Raw genomic sequence first — 18,833 nt, forward strand, 5'->3', positions numbered from 1 at the left:
AAGGATGATTTTTTTATGAAAAATACTTTCTTCTCAAAACTAACCTTTGTCCTGATTTTGATCTTCCTGGGGACCGATGTAATGGCTCAGGTTGCAAACCACGTTCCTTCAGATTTTAGAGGAAACAGTTTATATCGCAGAAAATCTAATCTGGATGGAAATAATGTTCGGACTACGGTCCACAATTATGGTGTAAAAGGCGCAGATGCCGGTACACCTGATGAGTTTCGATTTGAATGGCCAAAAAACACAGGTCGCCAATATATCTATTTTATTCAGCTGTGGATGGGTGGCGAGGTTGTTGATGAAAATGGTGAAGTTATTTACATATGCCCTGTACCAACAGGCCGTACAGATGTTTCGGGCAATGTTAGTTGGACAAATGAGCCTGTTGAAGGTTTCCTAAACCCCGATGCCGGATCTGTTGCGCGAAGTGATGAAAAAATTACATGGCCAACAAATGCGCAGGGAGGCTGGGCTGATAAGCGCGAAGACTCAAATGATCCAGGTTGGATTGGTTCATGGAATGGTTTTTTTGGTAAAAACATATTTAATGCCGATCTGGAAATGTATTACAAAGCCAGCGATGACCCCTATCATTATTCAGATGACTATACTCCCGATAGCACAGATATTACCCGTGGTGGTTTAGGATTTCTTTTTGATGTAAGGGCAATGGCCTGGACACAAGTTCTTATTAATGATGTACAGTTTTTTATTTTCGATATTTTAAACGATGGTACCAAACGCGTTGGTAAAACTACTTTTACATTCTGGATGGCTGACCTTATTGGAAATAACTCGCAGGATGATCTTCCTTTCCTGGATATTCAAACTGACATCACTTTTTATACGGATGGCGATCGTAGAGAAGTGGAGCCCTGGGGTGAGGATTTTGTTGGTTTGGGCGCGATAAAATTGTTGGAAACTCCAGGCAACCAGGTTGATGGCATTGATAATGACGGCGATGCAGACCTGGATCAGAATTTAGGTATTTTAGCAGGAATTGAAAATTTTGAAGAACGGGCCCCGCTGTTTACGGAAGAAGATTTTGATCCAAGAACAATTGGCCCCGGTGATAAAATTGTTCTAATTGATTCACTCACTTTTGAAAGACATATTATTGAATACCCAGCAGGTGGAGGAACAGTAAAAAGTTTAGGTTTCTATTATGATTTACCTCCAGGCGGAACGACACTTCTTGAAGATACCTTAATTGATTTGCGTGACGGCGATCTTGATGGTGTGATTGATGAAACACAAAGCTTGCATCTTGAACGGTATAACCAATTTACCGGAACAGAAGTACCAGTCAGGTATATTGATTATTTACAATTTGAAATTGGCGATACGGTTAAAAGGGGTTTTATCGTTGCCGGTAAAAATGCCGAGTTCAGTTATGAAAATGTGGCGCCCATGATTGATGAATCCCGTGATGACGGGTTTGATAATGATGGCGATTGGGATGCCATTCAGGATGATGTTGGTTTAGATGGCCGGGACAGTAATGAGGATCTGGATCTTTTTGCCGATACGGGTGAGGGTGATGGCTTGCCCACCACAGGATCGGGAACCGACTTTCCCGGAGAGCCAAACATCGATAAAACAGACGTTAGTGAAACTGATCTATTAGGTCTTTCAGGAGCTGTTCAATTTGCAGCAGGCTCTGTGGGGAACTGGAATGACGATCGGCAGTTGTGGCGAAAATTTATGTCACCGGGAACATTTGATGTTCCACGCCAGGCCGGTGAATTTGATTTATGGATGACATCGGGGCATTTTCCGATTGAACCTGGTGAAAGACAACGCATGGCAATTTCTGTTGCAATGGCAGGTGGTGGTCCATCTTTGGGTGCCGATATTGAAGAAGCCGTTGCCAAAGAAGAACAAGCGCGGGTTGCTTATGAATCAGATTATCAGTTTGCAAAAGCACCGCTTCAGGTTACTGTAACTGCTGTCCCGGGTGATGGTAAAGTAACTCTATACTGGGATGATATCGCAGAATCATCAATCGATGGATTTATTAAACGTCAAGGTGGTGATGCAGAAGATTTTGAGGGATATCGTATTTACCGCTCTACGGATGCGGCTTTTCTTGATCCCAAAGTTATTACGGATGGAAAAGGAACACCACTGCTTCTTAAGCCAATAGCTCAGTTTGATAAAGCAGATGGACTGGAAGGGTATCATCCCGTTCCTATCTCCGGTGTTCAATACTACCTGGGTGATGATACAGGATTGAAGCACAGTTTTATAGATTCAAATTTAACAAACGGCCAAAGATATTTTTATGCAGTAACATCGTATGACTTTGGATATCTTACAGGAAATATTCCTCCGTCAGAATCTGCTATTAGAATTGATGTAGATCCTGAAGGAAACATTACATCAGGTACGAATATTGCAATTGTAAGGCCAAGGGCAGCGGTTGCCGGACATATACCTGCTTCCATTGCCAGCCTTGAGCATGTTTCCGGTTTTACAACGGCTGACATAGAGTTTGAAGTTGTCGATCCGCGAAGCGTAAAGGAAGGCCATACGTATGAAATTACATTTGAAGACACAGTAAAAAATCTTGGAAGCGTTACTCTTGTAACAACTAAGAATTTCAGTCTTAAAAATGTAACAATGGATTCAATGTTAATCGAAAAAAGTACTAAATTGGATGGCGAAGAATTACCGGTTGCGGATGGTATAAGATTATCGTTGTTTAATTTGCCTGTAAGTGATATAAAGCTGGATGAGGAAAATTCAGTTTGGTCGGATGCGAATATTTTTGAATACCAGTTTGCACCGGTTGTATTTTTGAATTTAAGAGGGGCCAGCTTTCCTAATGATTATAAATTAATTTTTGGCGAGGTTGGGATTGGTACTTCAAAAGACACGTCAATTGCAGGAATTCCCCTGCCCTCTGAGGAAGTTAATTTTAAAATAATAAATTCCTCCGATAATGATACGCCGGTTGAATTTACATTTTTTGAATTAAATGGTGATGACGGCCGATTTACTATTGATACTACAAATGCTAATCTCACAGATTTGATATATTTTCTGGAGAAAGGGCCGAATGGGAACCTAATTTATACCTGGTCACTAATATTAAACACCTTACCAATTGGTGGACGCAATCCTCAAGCGGGTGACACATTAACTTTGTCGGTTACAAAACCGTTTCAATCCAAAGATGTTTTCAGGTTTACTACTAAAGGAGAAGCCAGCTCAAACAGTATAGCTAAATCTGACTTGAAGGATATTCGTGTTGTCCCAAATCCGTATATTGTGACAGAGTCCTGGGAACAAATTAATCCATACACAAGTGGCCGGGGCCCTCGTGAAATACATTTTATTAACCTTCCAAAAAAATGTACAATTCGTATTTTTACTGTAAATGGCGAGTTAGTAGACAAAATTAATTTTGATGGTGAAGCAGCCAACAGCGATGAAATAAACGGATTTATTAATGGATCTGACAGCGGTGTAAATAATGGAACAGCAATATGGGATATGCTAAGCAGAGATAACCTGGAAATTGCGTACGGAATATATTTGTATCATATCGATGCACCCGGAGTAGGCCAAAAAAGTGGTACATTTGCAATCATAAAATAAACGGGAAGACTATGAAGATTATTAATTTATTAAAAGCAGGACTATTTTCCTTTATATTTTTTCTGCTGATCGGCTCAGTTTCAGCCCAGGAAGTTTCTAAAGTTGGTACTTCTGCAGCGCCATTTTTAAAAATACCTGTTAGCGCAAGGGCAACAGCTCTTGGAGGCGCATTTGTGGCTATGGCTGATGATCCAAGTGCATTATTTTGGAACCCTGGTGGAATTGCCCGCATTGAAAATTTTGCATTAATGGTGGATCATTCTCCCTGGTTACCGGGACTACAACATAATTTTATTGGACTTACTTTGCCTGTTGAAAACTTTGGAACCATTGGATTGAGTATTACTTCGCTTTCTACAGAAGAAATGGATATAACGACTCTTGACCATCCAATGGGGACGGGGGAAGTATTTGATGCACAATTTATTTCCGTTGGCTTTTCCTATGGTGTATATTTAACTGACCGCTTTTCGATTGGGGCAACGTTCAAATTCATAAATGAACGAATTTATAATTCATCTGCCACAGGAATTGCAGTTGATATAGGTACCCTTTATGATACTCCTCTGGAAGGATTAAAGCTTGGGTTTAATATTTCCAATTTTGGAACAAAAATGAACATTACGGGTGAAGACCTGAATGTGCCGGTAGATATAGATGGAACCATAAGGGGCAATAATGAAAGTATTGTTGCGCAATTAAAAACGGATGAATTTGATTTACCCTTGATGATGCAAGTGGGCCTCTCTTATGAAGCTTTCACTTTTGATGAGAACAAATTGATAATTTCTATAGATGGAATAAATCCAAGCGATAATGACCAAAGTGTAAATACAGGTGCTGAACTATCCATGTTTAATAATATGTTCGTTGTTCGTGGCGGATTTAACGAAATGTTATTAAAAAACAGGGAAAAAGGCCTAACTTTGGGTGCTGGTTTTAATACAAATCTGGAAAATTATTTTAACTTAAGAATTGATTATGCTTTTCAGGAATTTGTTCATTTAAACAATGTAAACCGATTTTCATTAATGCTTTTGTTTTAACAAGAAAGGAGGCTTCACACATAAAAATTTTTAATTTTTGTTTACTATAACTTTTAATTCAAAGGAGGATTTATGAAGAAGTATATGTTACTTTTTCTAAGTTTTGTTCTACTCTCATTTGTGTCACTTTCCTTTGCAGATGATTTAGATTTGGCATTTGAAGATGATACTGATCTTGCTAATTGGAGCCATCATGATGAAGGCAATGTTTTTACAGTGGAAGCATGGGACGCAACCGGTGGTGTAGATGGTACCGGTGGGCTGCATTTTACAGACGGTGGCTATACAATATTGGCTAAACGCCCTGTTACAGCTACAATGGGCACCAGCTATAGTTTAACAATCGATATCAATGTGGATGCCTGGGGTACTGGAGATCTTGAACTTTCTGTTCAGGGCCTTAGCACTACAGATCCAATGGTGGTTGTTACAACAGATTCTACTTACCATTCTTATACATTAACAGGTCAAGCAGATTTAAGTACTTCAGGATATATTAGAATTTATAGCACTGGTTCTGCTACACCACCTTCAGTTTATATTGATAATGTTATTTTTGATGACAATGTACAGACACTTTTCTTCTCGGAATACCAAGAAGGAAGTAGTAACCATAAAGGATTAGAAATTTATAATCCAACAGATGCGGCAGTATCTTTGGCCGATTATCAGATTTTTCAAACATCAAATGGGAGCGATACAACAAAATGGGAATTCTTCCATAATTTTCCAGAAGGCGCTTCAATAGACCCGGGCGATGTTTGGGTGATTGTAACAGATCAAGCGGATACAGTACTACAAAACGTTGCTGATGAAATACTAGGTTTTCCAAGTGTTGTACACCACAATGGTGATGATGCAAGAGCAATCGCAAAAGTCGTAGGTACAGACACAACATTATTAGATGTAATTGGTGTTACTGGACCAGACCCCGGTAGTGGTTGGGATGTTGCGGGAGTTGAAAATGCAACAGCAAATCATACACTTGTTAGAAAAGCAGCAGTAATGACAGGTAATTCCATTTGGGCTTCTGCGGCAGGTACAAATGCAGATGATTCAGAATGGATCGTTTTTGACCAAAATACTTGGGATTATCTTGGTTCACATCCACATGAGTTTGGTGATGGTTCCATTATGGTTACACTTCAACTAAATACATCTACAAACTTAGATACTATTAATGCTGATAACGGATTTGTCCAGGTTCGTGGTGAATTAGCAGGTGATAGTCTGCGTGGTGGAAAACAAATTACTTGGGGATCAGATTCTGATCTTGGTATGGAAAGCGTCGGTGGTGATTATTGGGAAGTTACATTTCAAATGGAAACTGACGATACATTGAAATATAAATTCTGGACTGGATTTAATGGTACTAACGGAACAATGCCTGATGGTGGTTGGGAAGGTGGAATCACTAATGAAACAGGAAGTGGAGACACTCGTGTTTTTATTTCAGGAGTAAGTGACACGGTTGTTCAAGTACAGTATTATAACCCAAATGATGGCAATGAGCCTGTAGAACAATATGCCGCACCGTTCGAAACTAAAGCTGACTCTGTTGCAATTTACTTCCGCGTAAGTATGGCCGGAGAAATTGAAGCAGCACAATTCAATCCTGATATCAACGGGCCGGTTGCTGCTCGTGGAGATTCAACATCTGAAGTTGGTGGATTACACTGGGGTGAAAACAGAGTTGTTTTGACGCGTGAAACAGGCAGTCAGTTTGATGGTTCTTTCTATTCTGGTGTTGGTTATTTCGCAAAGTCCGCTATCACTGAAGGTGAAAGCCAAGGATATAAATTTGTTTTTGGTGATGATGCAGTTACATGGGAGGGAATTGATAACAGGTCATTTAATTATCCAATGGGCTTAAAAGATTCAACAATCCAGTGGAATTACTTTAACAACAAAAAACCAACAGGTAAAGAAACTCTTACTAGTGTTGTAACATGGCGCGTAAGTACAGAAGCACTTGAAGCGATTGGTCTTTTTGATCGCGGTGTTGGTGACTTTATTGAGGTTCGTGGACCAAATGGGTGGGATGCCGGAGACGGTGTTCAGCTTGTATTCAATCCTCTTCTTCAAGAGTGGACATCTACAAATGAAGAATTTACAAACCAAGAAGGCGCTGAAATAGCATATAAATACTTTATTGGCTGGGATTCTTCACGTATTGATATGGCTAGCCCAAATTATATTCCTAATTTAGATATTGGTCAGGGCTGGGAAGAGCCTGCACCAACTGGAGGTGGAAACAGGGTTCATGTATTTGAAAATGCAGCAGAACAAACTGTGAGTGGCGATTTTGGTTTCGATCGTCAGTTCTTTAATGGTGTTCCTGCAAATGCAGTTTCTGATCACGATATCACAGTTACTTTTAATGTTGATATGACTCAAGCAACTGAGTCTGAAAATAATACAAATACACTTTTCAGACCTGGTGTTGATACGGTTTGGGTACAGTGGGATGGTGAATTAACTGCATGGTCTCAAGGTACAGGAATGTGGGATGCTGATGCCCGCTTCTTAGAACTAACAGATGGCGATGGTGATATGGTTTATTCTGGTACATTTACACTTGCTGTGTCAGAAACATTTCCTGGTATCTGGTATCAGTTAGGATACAGGATTGCCTATTCTACAGATGCAGAAGCTGTTGTAAATGGTACTGGTGGGGCTGTAAGAGGTCGCCGTTATTACCAGTATATCCATCCAACAGCAGTTGTTGATGGTTCCGGACAGTGGTTAGATACAGTTTGGCCTTCAGACTTTGACCTACCGATGGTTCCATGGACTGAGACTGATTTATTAGTTGAAGATCCACCTGATTTAACAGTAACTGCAATTGTTGATAATGGTGAATTACCTCAAAAATTTGCTCTTGAGCAAAACTATCCGAATCCATTTAACCCAACTACGACTATTCGTTATAATGTTGCTAATACATCTGACGTTAAGTTGAAGATTTATAACTTGATGGGACAGGAAGTTTTGACATTAGTAGATCAAAATCATAATGCTGGTAAATATGAGATTGTTTGGAATGCTAAAAATAATCTCGGCAAAAAAGTTGCTTCTGGTGTTTATTACCTAAAATTTGAAGCAGGTGATTTTGTCAAATTCCGTAAAATGACTCTGATTCGCTAATTTAGATTTATCCAAAACGGGTATGATTTTCATACCCGTTTTGTTTTTAATGAGCAAATGTGAAATGAAATATTTTTCAGCAATTCTTAAAACTTCAATAACCTTCCTGATTCTACTAAATAGTTTTTTCAAACCTGCTTTTGGGCAAACAGATTCAACATTGTTTATAAAAGGAGCGGATGTTTCTTTTATACCCCAAATTGAAGACTTAGGCGGGCAATATTTAAGAGAAGGTATTAATACAGATCCGCTTTACATTTTTAAAGAAAATGGGTTTAATTACATCCGACTAAAACTATGGCATACACCACAGGAGAATTATAATAGTCTACCCCGAATTCTTGAAATGGCGCAGCGAATAAAAGATCATCAATTAAAGTTTTTACTAAATTTTCATTATGCAGATACTTGGGCTGACCCAGGACATCAACCAAAACCGGCTGCATGGGCAGATTTATCTTTTACAGATTTGACAGATAGTCTTTATTTATATACAAGAAATGTAATAGCAGCATTGGATAACCAGAATACCTTACCGGATATGGTACAAATTGGAAATGAAATTAACTCGGGTATGTTATGGAATGATGGCAAAGTTGGTGGAGAATTTAACACGCCCACACAATGGGAGAATCTGGCAAGTCTTATAAATGCAGGTATAACAGGTGTGCGTGATGGTTCATTGCAGGGCGATTCAATCAAAATAATGATTCACCGCGCCGGTGCAGAAGACTACAATGCTAACAAGTGGTTTTTTGATAATTTGCGAAATGAAAATGTTGAGTTTGATATTATAGGGTTGTCCTATTATCCATGGTGGCATGGGGACATGGATGAGGTGAAATCGACTCTAAATAAATTAGTCACTCGGTATGGAAAAGATTTAATAATTGCAGAAACGGCTTATCCATGGACATTGGATTGGTATGATAGCAAAAACAATATTGTAGGATCTTCTGCTCAACTACATGATGGTTACCCTGCAACTGTTACAGGCCAGGCGAATTTTTTACGAGATTTAATGCAGATAATCGGCAATGTTTCTGAAGATAAAGGCAAAGGTGTTTTTTACTGGGCACCAGAATATATTTCTGTTCAGCCGCTCGGCTCACCTTGGGAAAACCTTGCCTTGTTTGATTTTGAAGGCAACGTCTTAGAATCGATGGCAGTATTTAAAGAATTGCCAGATTCATTGCTCCCGATAAATGTTACATTAAAAATTAATACAGCTACAAATTGGGACACATTACAGGAAAACCATTTTGTTCAATTACGTGGCGAAATTAAAGGCACTTCTTTTGGGGTTTTACCGGATGGTAAAAAGGTCACCTGGGATTCTTCGTCCGAACTTGTTTTGGAAAACATAGGTGGTGACTATTGGCAGGCAAGCTTTCAGATGTATCCTGAAGACGAGTTATCCTATAAAATCTGGACTGGTTTGGATAAAAACACCGGGACCCATTTACGTGGTGGGTGGGAAGGCGCAATAACAGCATTCAATGGCTCGACAACAAATAGGCGCAACTTAGTAGCAGGATTTTCTGATACGACCATCAACATCCAATTTTACAATTCTTCACCGGAAACAAAAACCCAATATTGGAAACCTTATAATATTTCAGAGGATAGCATCGCTGTATATTTCCGGGTTAATATGAATAATGCTGTTTTGTCCGGAAGATTTAATCCGGATAATCATGGTCCGCTGGCTGTTCGCGGAGATAGTTTAAATTCAGGCGGCGTCCTTAGTTGGGAGAAATCTAAATTAATTTTGAGCCGGGAAGAAAATAGTGTTAACGATGGCTCCTTTTGGTCAGGAACAGGATATTTTTCTAAATCGGATTTAGCCTCAAATGCTAAACTATCATATCAATTTTATATTGAAAACAGTGATGACGACGGTTGGGAAAATGTATCCGCCCGGGAATTAGTTTTTTCAGAAAACATATTATCCGCAAATGATACAACTCTTCACTGGGTATATTTTGACAAGGCTACAATAAGCTCACTGAAGTCTGCTACAGAATTTTTACCAAAGGATATAAGGCTATTACAAAATTATCCAAATCCATTTAATCCGAGAACAAATATTGAATATGAAATTAATGTAACAACACAAGTACGGCTTGTTATTTTAAACGTTTTGGGAAAAGAAGTTCGTCTTTTGGAAAATACTTATAAAAGAGCCGGTAACTACTCAACAACTTGGGATGGTAAAAATAATTCTGGTCAATATCTTGGTAGTGGAATATACTTTATTCAATTGCAAACAGACACACATAGTCAATTAAAAAAAGCTTTATTACTAAAATGAAGACAATTTTTTATTCAATTCTCATAGTTTTTATTTCGGTTTTATTTACATTTGCCCAATCTAATAAAGATAAAGTTTATGTTGATAATGGGATTTTAAAGTGGACTGAATCAGGGCAGGAAGTCGCTTTGTTTGGGGTAAATTACTCTGCCCCATTTGCTCATGCATTTAGAGCGATTAAAAAACTAGGGCTATCTCACAAAAAAGCTATTGATATGGATGTATCACAATTTGCCAGATTAGAATTTGATGCATACCGAATTCATGTGTGGGACAGGGAAGTTGCAGATTCACTAGGCAACCTTATTGAAAATGAACATCTGGAATTGTTGGATTACCTGATTTATAAGTTAAAAGAAAAGAATATCAATATTATTTTAACACCCATAGCCTGGTGGGGACCAGGCTGGCCGGAGCCTGATCCACCTTCACCGGGATTTTCTAATAACTATTCCAAGGTAGAGCTGTTGACTGATCCAAAAGCAAGGGATGCACAGCAAAATTATACAAAACAATTTCTAAATCATAAAAACAAATACACTGGGTTATCCTATAAAAAAGATCCTGATATTATAGCTTTCGAAATTATTAATGAGCCTGGACATCCACCAGATACGTCACTTGTTACCGAATATATAAATGAAATGGCTTCGATCTTTCGGGAGCAAGGAGTTACTAAACCAATATATTATAACATCAGCCAAAACTGGAGCGACAAGCAGGCAGCCGCAGTTTACAATGCACAAATTGATGGAATTTCTTTTCAGTGGTATCCAACGGGATTAGTAAAATATGCTCCACTAAAAGGAAATTATTTAGCCCATGTGGATCACTACCCGGTGCCGGAAATAAGTGATCCTAATTTTAAAAATAAAACGCGTATGGTTTATGAATTTGATGCTGCTGATGTTGATCAGTCAATAATGTATCCTGCAATGGCGCGTAGTTTTCGTGAAGCCGGTATGCAATGGGCAACCATGTTTAGCTACGATCCAACTTTTATTGCAGCGTATAACACAGAATATTCAACGCACTATTTAAATTTGATTTATACTCCGCAGAAAGCATTGAGTTTGATGATTGCTGCAAATGTTTTTCGCACGTTGAAAACATATCAAAAATTTAAGTCCTATCCGCTCAATACAGAATTTGATGGATTCAAAATTTCTTATGAAGATGATTTATCTGAGCTGAATAATGGAGAGAAGTTTTATTATTCGAATTCAACACTCAGTACACCAATTGAACCAGAAAAATTAATTCATATAGCAGGATATGGGCAATCGTCTTTGATACAAACAAATGCAAAAGGCGCATATTTTTTGGATAAGATTAATGATGGTGTTTGGAGGCTGGAACTCTATCCTGATGTTATTGACTTAATGAATTCTTATGGTAAGAACAGTCTCGATAATAAAGTGAGAATTGTTCTTAAAAACCCTTCAGATATGAATCTTAATTTACCTGGATTGTCGAAAAATTATAGAGTGCATTGCCTGACAAATAGTGAATCTGATTTTACTGCAAGTGAAAATAAAATATCAGTTAAGCCGGGTGTGTATTTACTTTCAAATGAAAACACAACTTTAAAAAAAGACTTGAAGTTTGATTTTTATAATAGATCGTTGAGTGAATATCCAAATTTTAATTTTATCGATCATGGCCAGAAAGTAATGCATAATCCTATTACAAAAATAACCGATGGAGAACGCTTTAATCCAAAGTTTACGATTATTTCAAGCTCCAAAATCGATACGGCAATTTTATATTTGAAGGAACCAAATTGGCGAAATTATAGAGCTGTAGCTTTAAATAAAACGGGTAAATATGAATATGAAGCAGAAGTAAGTGAGGGAATCCAAAACGGTATAATTGAATATTGTATTTATCTAAAAACAAATAAATGTGAAATGTCTTATCCCGCACAGGTTGCTAAAAATCCAAACTCCTGGGATTATTTCACATCAGATAATTGGCGTGTAAAAGTAATCCCCAAAATTTTATTCAACCCGGAAACAGATCAAGGAAATCTAAACTTTCCTAATGTTTGGGCTTCAGTTGAATTTAACGCATCAACCAAATGGAATAAATTTGAGAAGTCCTGGCTAAACTTAAACCTTACAAAGTTTAAAAGACCAATAAATGATTTCACGTTTCAAATTGAATTAAATAATGATTTGGTTTCAAAAATGGATTTATCTGATTTTAAATATGTAGAGTTTGAAATAGATCTGCAGAAAACAAATATAAGGCGTTTTAAATTTCAATTAATAAACACGAATTATCAGTCTGTCCAAAAGGACATTGATATTTCTGAAAATAAAAGCGCTATCCGAATTCCTTTGAGTGTGTTTAAATCAAATGAGTTTGTTTTGCTACCTCGCCCGTATCCACATTTCCTGCCATATTCGTTTAAAAATAAAACCGGCTCGACAGTGGATCCCGGTGCAAAATTAAATTATATACAAATCAGCATTCCGACAGAAAAGTTTATAGAATCAGCAAATGTTAAGACTCTTCAATTCAGTTCAATTCGATTAAGTAAAAACTAAATACCGTGTATTTTATGAACAAACCAATATTTTTAAATATCTTACTTTCTGTGGCTTTGATCGCTTTATTTTCATGTTCGCAAGAAAGGGTAAAAAGAAATAATGAAATTACACGGGATATAAATTTTAATAAAAGCTGGTTTTTTTCAAAAATTGAAAACGATTCGGTTGATGATAATAAATATAGCAAAACTGAATTTGATCATTCAAAATGGCAAAAAGTAAATTTGCCGCATACAGCGAATATTGAACCTCTTGTGGTTAATGACCAATGGCAAGGGATAGCCTGGTACAGGAAAGAATTTGCTTTAAAAAAGAGTGACTCTGGCAAAGTTGTTTATGTTGAGCTTGGGGCAGCCATGCAAGTTGCAGATATCTGGGTAAACGGAACACATATTGAAACCCATTATGGTGGTTATCTCCCGTTTTCATTGGATATTACGAATTACGTCAATTTTGACCAATCCAACCTGATTGCGCTTAAACTGGATAACAGGGACAATATAAATGTGCCTCCCGGAAAACCAATTAAAACATTAGACTTTTGCTATTATGGCGGACTTTATCGAAATGTAAAAATGCATATTGTCAACCCGCTTCATATTAGCAATGCAATAGAAGCTGAAAAAATTGCCGGTGGGGGCATTTTTGTACAATACGATGATGTTTCATCAGATAGCGCTGTCTTTAGTGTAAAAACACACATTTTAAATAAATCGAATAAACCGAAAGCTGTAGGAGTCCAAACCGAAATTTCAGATCCTGATGGAAAGATTGTGATACTTCGAAAAAGTAAGATTGATTCTGTCACAGCAATGTCAGACACACATTTTAAACAGGATTTTGTCCTAAAAAAACCTCAGTTATGGGACATAGATTCGCCCAAGAGATATACTGTGAAATCTTATGTTTTTACAGAAGAAGTTGTGGATTATCTGGAAACCAATATCGGTTTTCGCAGCATTTCATTTTCTGTCAATGATGGTTTTCTTATCAATGGGAAGAAAAAGTATTTACGCGGAACAAACCGTCACCAGGAATATCCATATATCGGAAATGCTCTGTCCGATGAAGCTCAATACCGCGATGCCTATAAAATCAAGCAGGCTGGATTTGATTATATCCGTCTCTCTCATTATCCACAAGCCGACGCGTTTATGGATGCTTGTGATGAGCTGGGGCTGGTTGTAATGAATTGTATTCCCGGTTGGCAATTTATGGGCGGCGAAAAATTTCAGGAATTGTGCTATCAAAATATCCGCGATTTGATTAGGCGTGACCGTAATCGCCCGTCTGTGATTCTGTGGGAAACTTCATTAAACGAATCCTGGATGGAAGATGACTTTATTGAAACGAGCCAAAAAATCACCCACGAAGAACTTCCCGGAAAATATACATATTCATGTGGTTGGCAAAAAGGTTTTGATGTATTTATACAGGCAAGGCAGCATGGCGGGTTAAATGAGTATAATGATCCTGAGGTCGGTGCTATTATTAGTGAATATGGTGATTGGGAATACTTTGCTCAAAATGCCGGATTGGATCAACCGGGCTTTAAAAACCTGTTAAAAGAAGAAAGAAATAGTCGTCAGTTTCGTGCCAGCGGAGAGAAAAGATTATTGCAACAGGCAATGAATTTTCAAGAGGCGCACAATGATAATCAAAAAACAGTTGCTGCAGGTGATGGCTTATGGGTGATGTTTGATTACAACCGCGGATATGACAATACCATCGAAGCATCCGGGCCAATGGATGTTTTTCGTCTTCCTAAATTTTCACATTACTTTTTTCAAAGCCAGCGTGATGTTCAGGTTGATTTAAAAAATGGTGAATCAAACCCAATGGTATTTATTGCAAATTACTGGACGGATAATTCACCATTGGATGTGCGGGTTTTCAGTAATTGCACTAAAGTAAAGCTTTTTCTAAATGGTGATTTAATTGGCGTGCAAAAACCCGATGAAAACGAGTTTACTTCTCATTTAAAACATCCGCCATTTACATTTAAACTTAAAAAATTTACATCGGGTGAGTTAACTGCAGTGGGTTTAATTGATGAACATGAAGAAGCACGACACACCGTAAAAACACCCGGGAAACCAGCGGCAATAAAAATCGAATTTGATATCTCCGGGAAACCTTTTAACAGAGAATCGCAAGATATTGTTTTTGCGTATGCAAAAATTATTGATGAGAATGGTACGGTTGTGCCAGACTTTTCTGGAGAAGTTCAGTTTGATCTGGTAGGACCAGCTACTCTGATTGGTCAAAACCCAATAAAGGCTGAAGCCGGGATCGCAACAATTCTCCTGCAAAACAAAAAGCAGGGCAAGATTGAAGTTTCGGCAAAATCAAAATTTATGAACACTAATCTTTTTGGTGAAGAAAAAATAAATTAACTCTTGAAAGGAAATTTTCAAGAATAAAGACTTATATGAAAAAATCAGTAGAGTCAAAGAAGCCACTTTTTAAAATCGTTTCACTTTTGTTGCCGTTTCTATTTCTCACTCTTTTAGAAGTTGGGCTAAGGGTGTTTAATTATGGTGGCAATCTGGATTTGTTTATTAGCAAAAGCGGTGAATATTCTGCCTATGAAACATGTAATCCTGCTGTAGCCAGGCGATATTTTGTTAAGGAGAAGAGATTGCCTGCACCTTCTCAGGATATTTTTTTAAAAGTGAAACCAAAAAATGGGTACAGGATTTTTGTTCTGGGAGGTTCATCGGCAGCCGGGTATCCGTATGGCGAAAATGTTATGTTTTCGCGTATTCTGCATCGCAGGTTGACAAATACTTTCCCCGATAAAATGATAGAAGTAGTAAACACAGCTATGCCCGCAATCAATAGTTATGCCATGCTGGATTTTGTTGATGAAATCCTGGATAATGAGCCGGATGCCATTTTAATCTACGGTGGACACAACGAGTTTTATGGAGCTTTAGGGATTGGGTCTTCAGAGTCTTTAGGGAAGTCTCCTTCAATAATTAATTGGATTCTTAAATTTCAGCAAATGAAAACAATTCGTTTGATGCGAAATATTTTAAACAACCTGTTTTCTCTTTTCAGTAGTGAAAAGCAAATCATTCCTAATTCAACATTGATGGAAAGGATGGTTGAGGAACAATCGATTTATTTTCAATCGGACATTTATAAAGCGGGGATAAATCAATTTCGAACAAACCTTGCAGATATAATTCAAAAGGCAAAAGATGCAAAGGTAAAAATTTTATTAAGTGAGCTGGTCAGCAATATTGGTCATCAAAAACCATTTGTTTCTCAAAGAGGAAAATACAACGCGGATTCAACGTTTGCTCTTGCGCAAGATTTTGAAAAAGAAGGGAATTTTTCCAAAGCCAAAGAATTGTTTTTTAAAGCCAAAGATTATGATATGTTGCGTTTCAGAGCTCCGGAAGAGTTTAATACGATTATCCAAGGCTTAGCTGCTTTAAATGAGATACCTGTTGTTCCTTTAAAACAGTTTTACAGCGAAAACTCCAGGAATGGCATTACAGGAAATAATCTCATGCTGGAGCACCTGCATCCAAATTTTAAAGGATATGTTCTGATGGCAGAAGCCTTTATTATTACAATGAGAAACAACAACTTTATTAGTTCAAAATGGCCTGTAATAAATAAAGTACACAAAAATCTAAAACCTGGGATTACTAAACTGGATAGCAGCTTAGCAGCACTAAAAATAAATATATTAAAAGGTGGCTGGCCTTTTAAAAAGCGATCTACAGTAAATACAGTTTTAGCAAATTATAAAGCTAAAAACAGAATTGATACGCTTGCATTTCGTGTTTGGAAAGAAAGCGGATATACTTTGGAACGAGGCCATGTAGACTTGGCTATATATTATTCTAAGCAGAATAACTTTGAGGCAGCTTTTAACGAGTATAATGCCCTTACTCAAATCACGCCATATAATTCTTCGCCATATATAAAAGCAGCGGAAATGTTGATTAAATTAAATAGGTTTAATGAGGCCGGTATTTTCCTTAAAACCTCTTTGAAATATGAAAACTCGTTTTACGCCAATAAATGGTTGGGGCAAATTTTATTAGGTCAAACAAAGAACACGGAAGGTCTAAAATATTTGCAAGTTGCCTATAAAAAAAACAACAGAGATAGCCAATTGCTTTATAACCTTGGCGGGGCCTATTATTTAAACAAGGAATATGCGTTGGCGTTAGAAAAGATAGAAGAACTCGAAAAAATATCTACAAATTTTCCTAGGTTATCTGTGCTAAAATCCAGAATTATAGAGCTACAAAGAAAGTAAAATTTCTATAATTAATACAGTTTAATTTTTAAGATCAACAATTTAAGGAGAAACCCGTGGCAACCATTGATTATACAATTGTTATTGTTTATTTGCTGGCAATGATCGGAGTTGGTGTTTACTTCCAGAGAAAAGCATCGAGCAGTATTAATTCATACTTCCTTGGAGAACGTGGCATGCCTTGGTGGGCGTTGGGCGCTTCAGGTATGTCTTCTAACCTGGACATTAGCGGAACAATGATAAACACTGCTTTCATTTTTGCGTTGGGAGCTGCCGGTTTCTTTATCGAAATTCGAGGAGGCGTAACATTGATTATGGCCTTCCTGATGATTTTTCAAGGAAAATGGAATAGACGTGCTTTGGTTATGACATTAGCAGAATGGATGCACTTTCGTTTTGGAACTGATAAGCAAGGCGACTTTGCAAGACTGATCGCCGCTATTTCAATAATAATAATGACCATTGCCATGATTACATATTTTGCTATTGGTTCAGGTAAATTTGTTGCGGAGTTTTTAGGTATCCCATCTTTCTTTGGCCTATCTCCACAATTTTGGGCAGCCACATTAATGATCATTTTGGCAATGATTTATACTGTTGCCTCGGGGTTATATGGTGTGGTCTGGACTGACGTTTTCCAGGGTGTTCTGATCTTTATGACCATTCTTTTTATTTGTGCCCTTGCCTTTTTTCAGTTCGATCTTCCTGAGACATTTCAAATTTCTGTTCCAATGCGGGATGGTGGTTTTATGGCGTTGGATACAACAAAAGATGCCTGGACAAGTTTATGGCCTTCCTGGACATTAGAAATGCCAGAAATGTCGGCTTATTCAATTTATAATCTTTTTGGTATAGCCATTTTATTTTACCTGGTAAAGGTTACTATCGAAGGTAGCGGTGGTACAAGCCAGTATATGATTCAACGCTTTTTTGCTTCAAGAAGTGACCGTGAATCAGGTTTGCTATCATTGTTTTGGACAACACTTTTAGCTTTTAGATGGCCGTTTATTGTTGCTATTGCAACCATGGGTGTTGTTCTTGGAAGTCAACAAGGCGTTATTCAGGATCCGGAAACAGTATTGCCTGTTGTTATAAACCAAATTGTACCAATAGGAATAAAAGGTTTGTTAGTGGCAGGATTAATGGCAGCAGCCATGTCCACTTTTGATTCTACGGTAAATGCCGGCGCCGCTTACTGGGTTAAAGATATTTATCACCAATATATAAATCCAAAAGCTACTGAAAAACAATTGATGAGCCATAGCCGCTGGTCATCTGTAATTCTTGTTATTCTGGGTTTAGGATTTATGCTTTTAATTAATAATATAAATGAAATATGGGGCTGGATAACATCAAGCCTGGGAGCAGGTTTACTTATCCCTACATTGGCAAGATGGTATTGGTGGAGAATGAATGGATATGGTTTTGCAGCAGGTACGGCTGTTGGAATGGTCTCTGCTGTCTTACAGCGTATTTTCTTGCCGGACATTCCAGAGTATTCAGCTTTTATTATAACAACAACATCTTCGTTGATTGGAATGATTGTCGGAACGTATGCAGCCGCACCAACAAAAGAATCTGTTTTACTGGAGTTTTATAAACGAACACGCCCATTTGGTTTTTGGGGACCGATACGTAAAAAAATTGAGGCAGAAACTTTAACACAAATTAATAAAGAAAATAAACGGGATATTCTGTCGACATTTTTTGCAGTGCCATGGCAAGTTGTTTTGTTTTTGACCGGTATGGCCGTAATCTTGAAAAGATGGGATCAATTTACATGGCTGGCCATTATACTGGCCTTGTTATCTGCAGGCCTATATTTTAACTGGTTTCGCCACCTTTCAAAAGAAGTAAAAATTGAGAATTGATGTCGATAA

General features: G+C 37.7%; 8 protein-coding genes. All 8 read left to right on the top strand.

The features are described 5' to 3' along the window. Positions 1–15 precede the first annotated feature (15 nt). A complete protein-coding gene (locus HND50_16740) occupies positions 16–3,609 on the top strand; it encodes a hypothetical protein (GenBank protein ID NOG46892.1) in 3,594 nt (1,197 codons plus the stop codon). Between the two features lie 11 nt (positions 3,610–3,620). Further along, positions 3,621–4,655: a PorV/PorQ family protein gene (locus tag HND50_16745; GenBank protein ID NOG46893.1), complete on the top strand. Its 1,035-nt coding sequence runs from the start codon at positions 3,621–3,623 to the stop codon at positions 4,653–4,655. Positions 4,656–4,727: 72 nt separating this feature from the next. Next, a complete protein-coding gene (locus HND50_16750; protein NOG46894.1) occupies positions 4,728–7,802 on the top strand; it encodes a T9SS type A sorting domain-containing protein in 3,075 nt (1,024 codons plus the stop codon). Positions 7,803–7,866: 64 nt separating this feature from the next. Beyond that, positions 7,867–10,116 carry a T9SS type A sorting domain-containing protein gene (locus HND50_16755; GenBank protein NOG46895.1) on the top strand — a complete coding sequence of 750 codons (2,250 nt, stop codon included), beginning with the start codon at positions 7,867–7,869 and terminating at the stop codon, positions 10,114–10,116. Further along, complete coding sequence (locus HND50_16760) at positions 10,113–12,668, top strand: membrane or secreted protein (protein NOG46896.1); 2,556 nt, start codon at positions 10,113–10,115, stop codon at positions 12,666–12,668. The genes HND50_16755 and HND50_16760 overlap by 4 nt, the downstream gene beginning before the upstream one ends. A gap of 14 nt (positions 12,669–12,682) precedes the next feature. Beyond that, the gene (locus HND50_16765; GenBank protein NOG46897.1) at positions 12,683–15,067 is read left to right on the top strand and encodes a DUF4982 domain-containing protein; all 2,385 of its coding nucleotides are present in this window, start codon (positions 12,683–12,685) and stop codon (positions 15,065–15,067) included. A gap of 35 nt (positions 15,068–15,102) precedes the next feature. After that, on the top strand, positions 15,103–16,953 hold the full coding sequence (locus HND50_16770) for a hypothetical protein (protein ID NOG46898.1): 1,851 nt from the start codon (positions 15,103–15,105) through the stop codon (positions 16,951–16,953). Positions 16,954–17,009: 56 nt separating this feature from the next. Further along, a complete protein-coding gene (locus HND50_16775) occupies positions 17,010–18,824 on the top strand; it encodes a sodium:solute symporter (GenBank protein NOG46899.1) in 1,815 nt (604 codons plus the stop codon). The last annotated feature ends 9 nt before the right edge of the window (positions 18,825–18,833 follow it).

The organism is Calditrichota bacterium, assembly GCA_013112635.1.
In the GTDB taxonomy this organism is placed as follows: domain Bacteria; phylum Calditrichota; class Calditrichia; order Calditrichales; family J004; genus JABFGF01.

Coding starts and splice junctions, on each gene's coding strand:
- HND50_16755 (NOG46895.1), top strand. CDS start 7,867: ATGAAATATTTTTCAGCAATTCTTAAAACTTCAATAACCTTCCTGATT.
- HND50_16770 (NOG46898.1), top strand. CDS start 15,103: ATGAAAAAATCAGTAGAGTCAAAGAAGCCACTTTTTAAAATCGTTTCA.
- HND50_16760 (NOG46896.1), top strand. CDS start 10,113: ATGAAGACAATTTTTTATTCAATTCTCATAGTTTTTATTTCGGTTTTA.
- HND50_16750 (NOG46894.1), top strand. CDS start 4,728: ATGAAGAAGTATATGTTACTTTTTCTAAGTTTTGTTCTACTCTCATTT.
- HND50_16765 (NOG46897.1), top strand. CDS start 12,683: ATGAACAAACCAATATTTTTAAATATCTTACTTTCTGTGGCTTTGATC.
- HND50_16745 (NOG46893.1), top strand. CDS start 3,621: ATGAAGATTATTAATTTATTAAAAGCAGGACTATTTTCCTTTATATTT.
- HND50_16740 (NOG46892.1), top strand. CDS start 16: ATGAAAAATACTTTCTTCTCAAAACTAACCTTTGTCCTGATTTTGATC.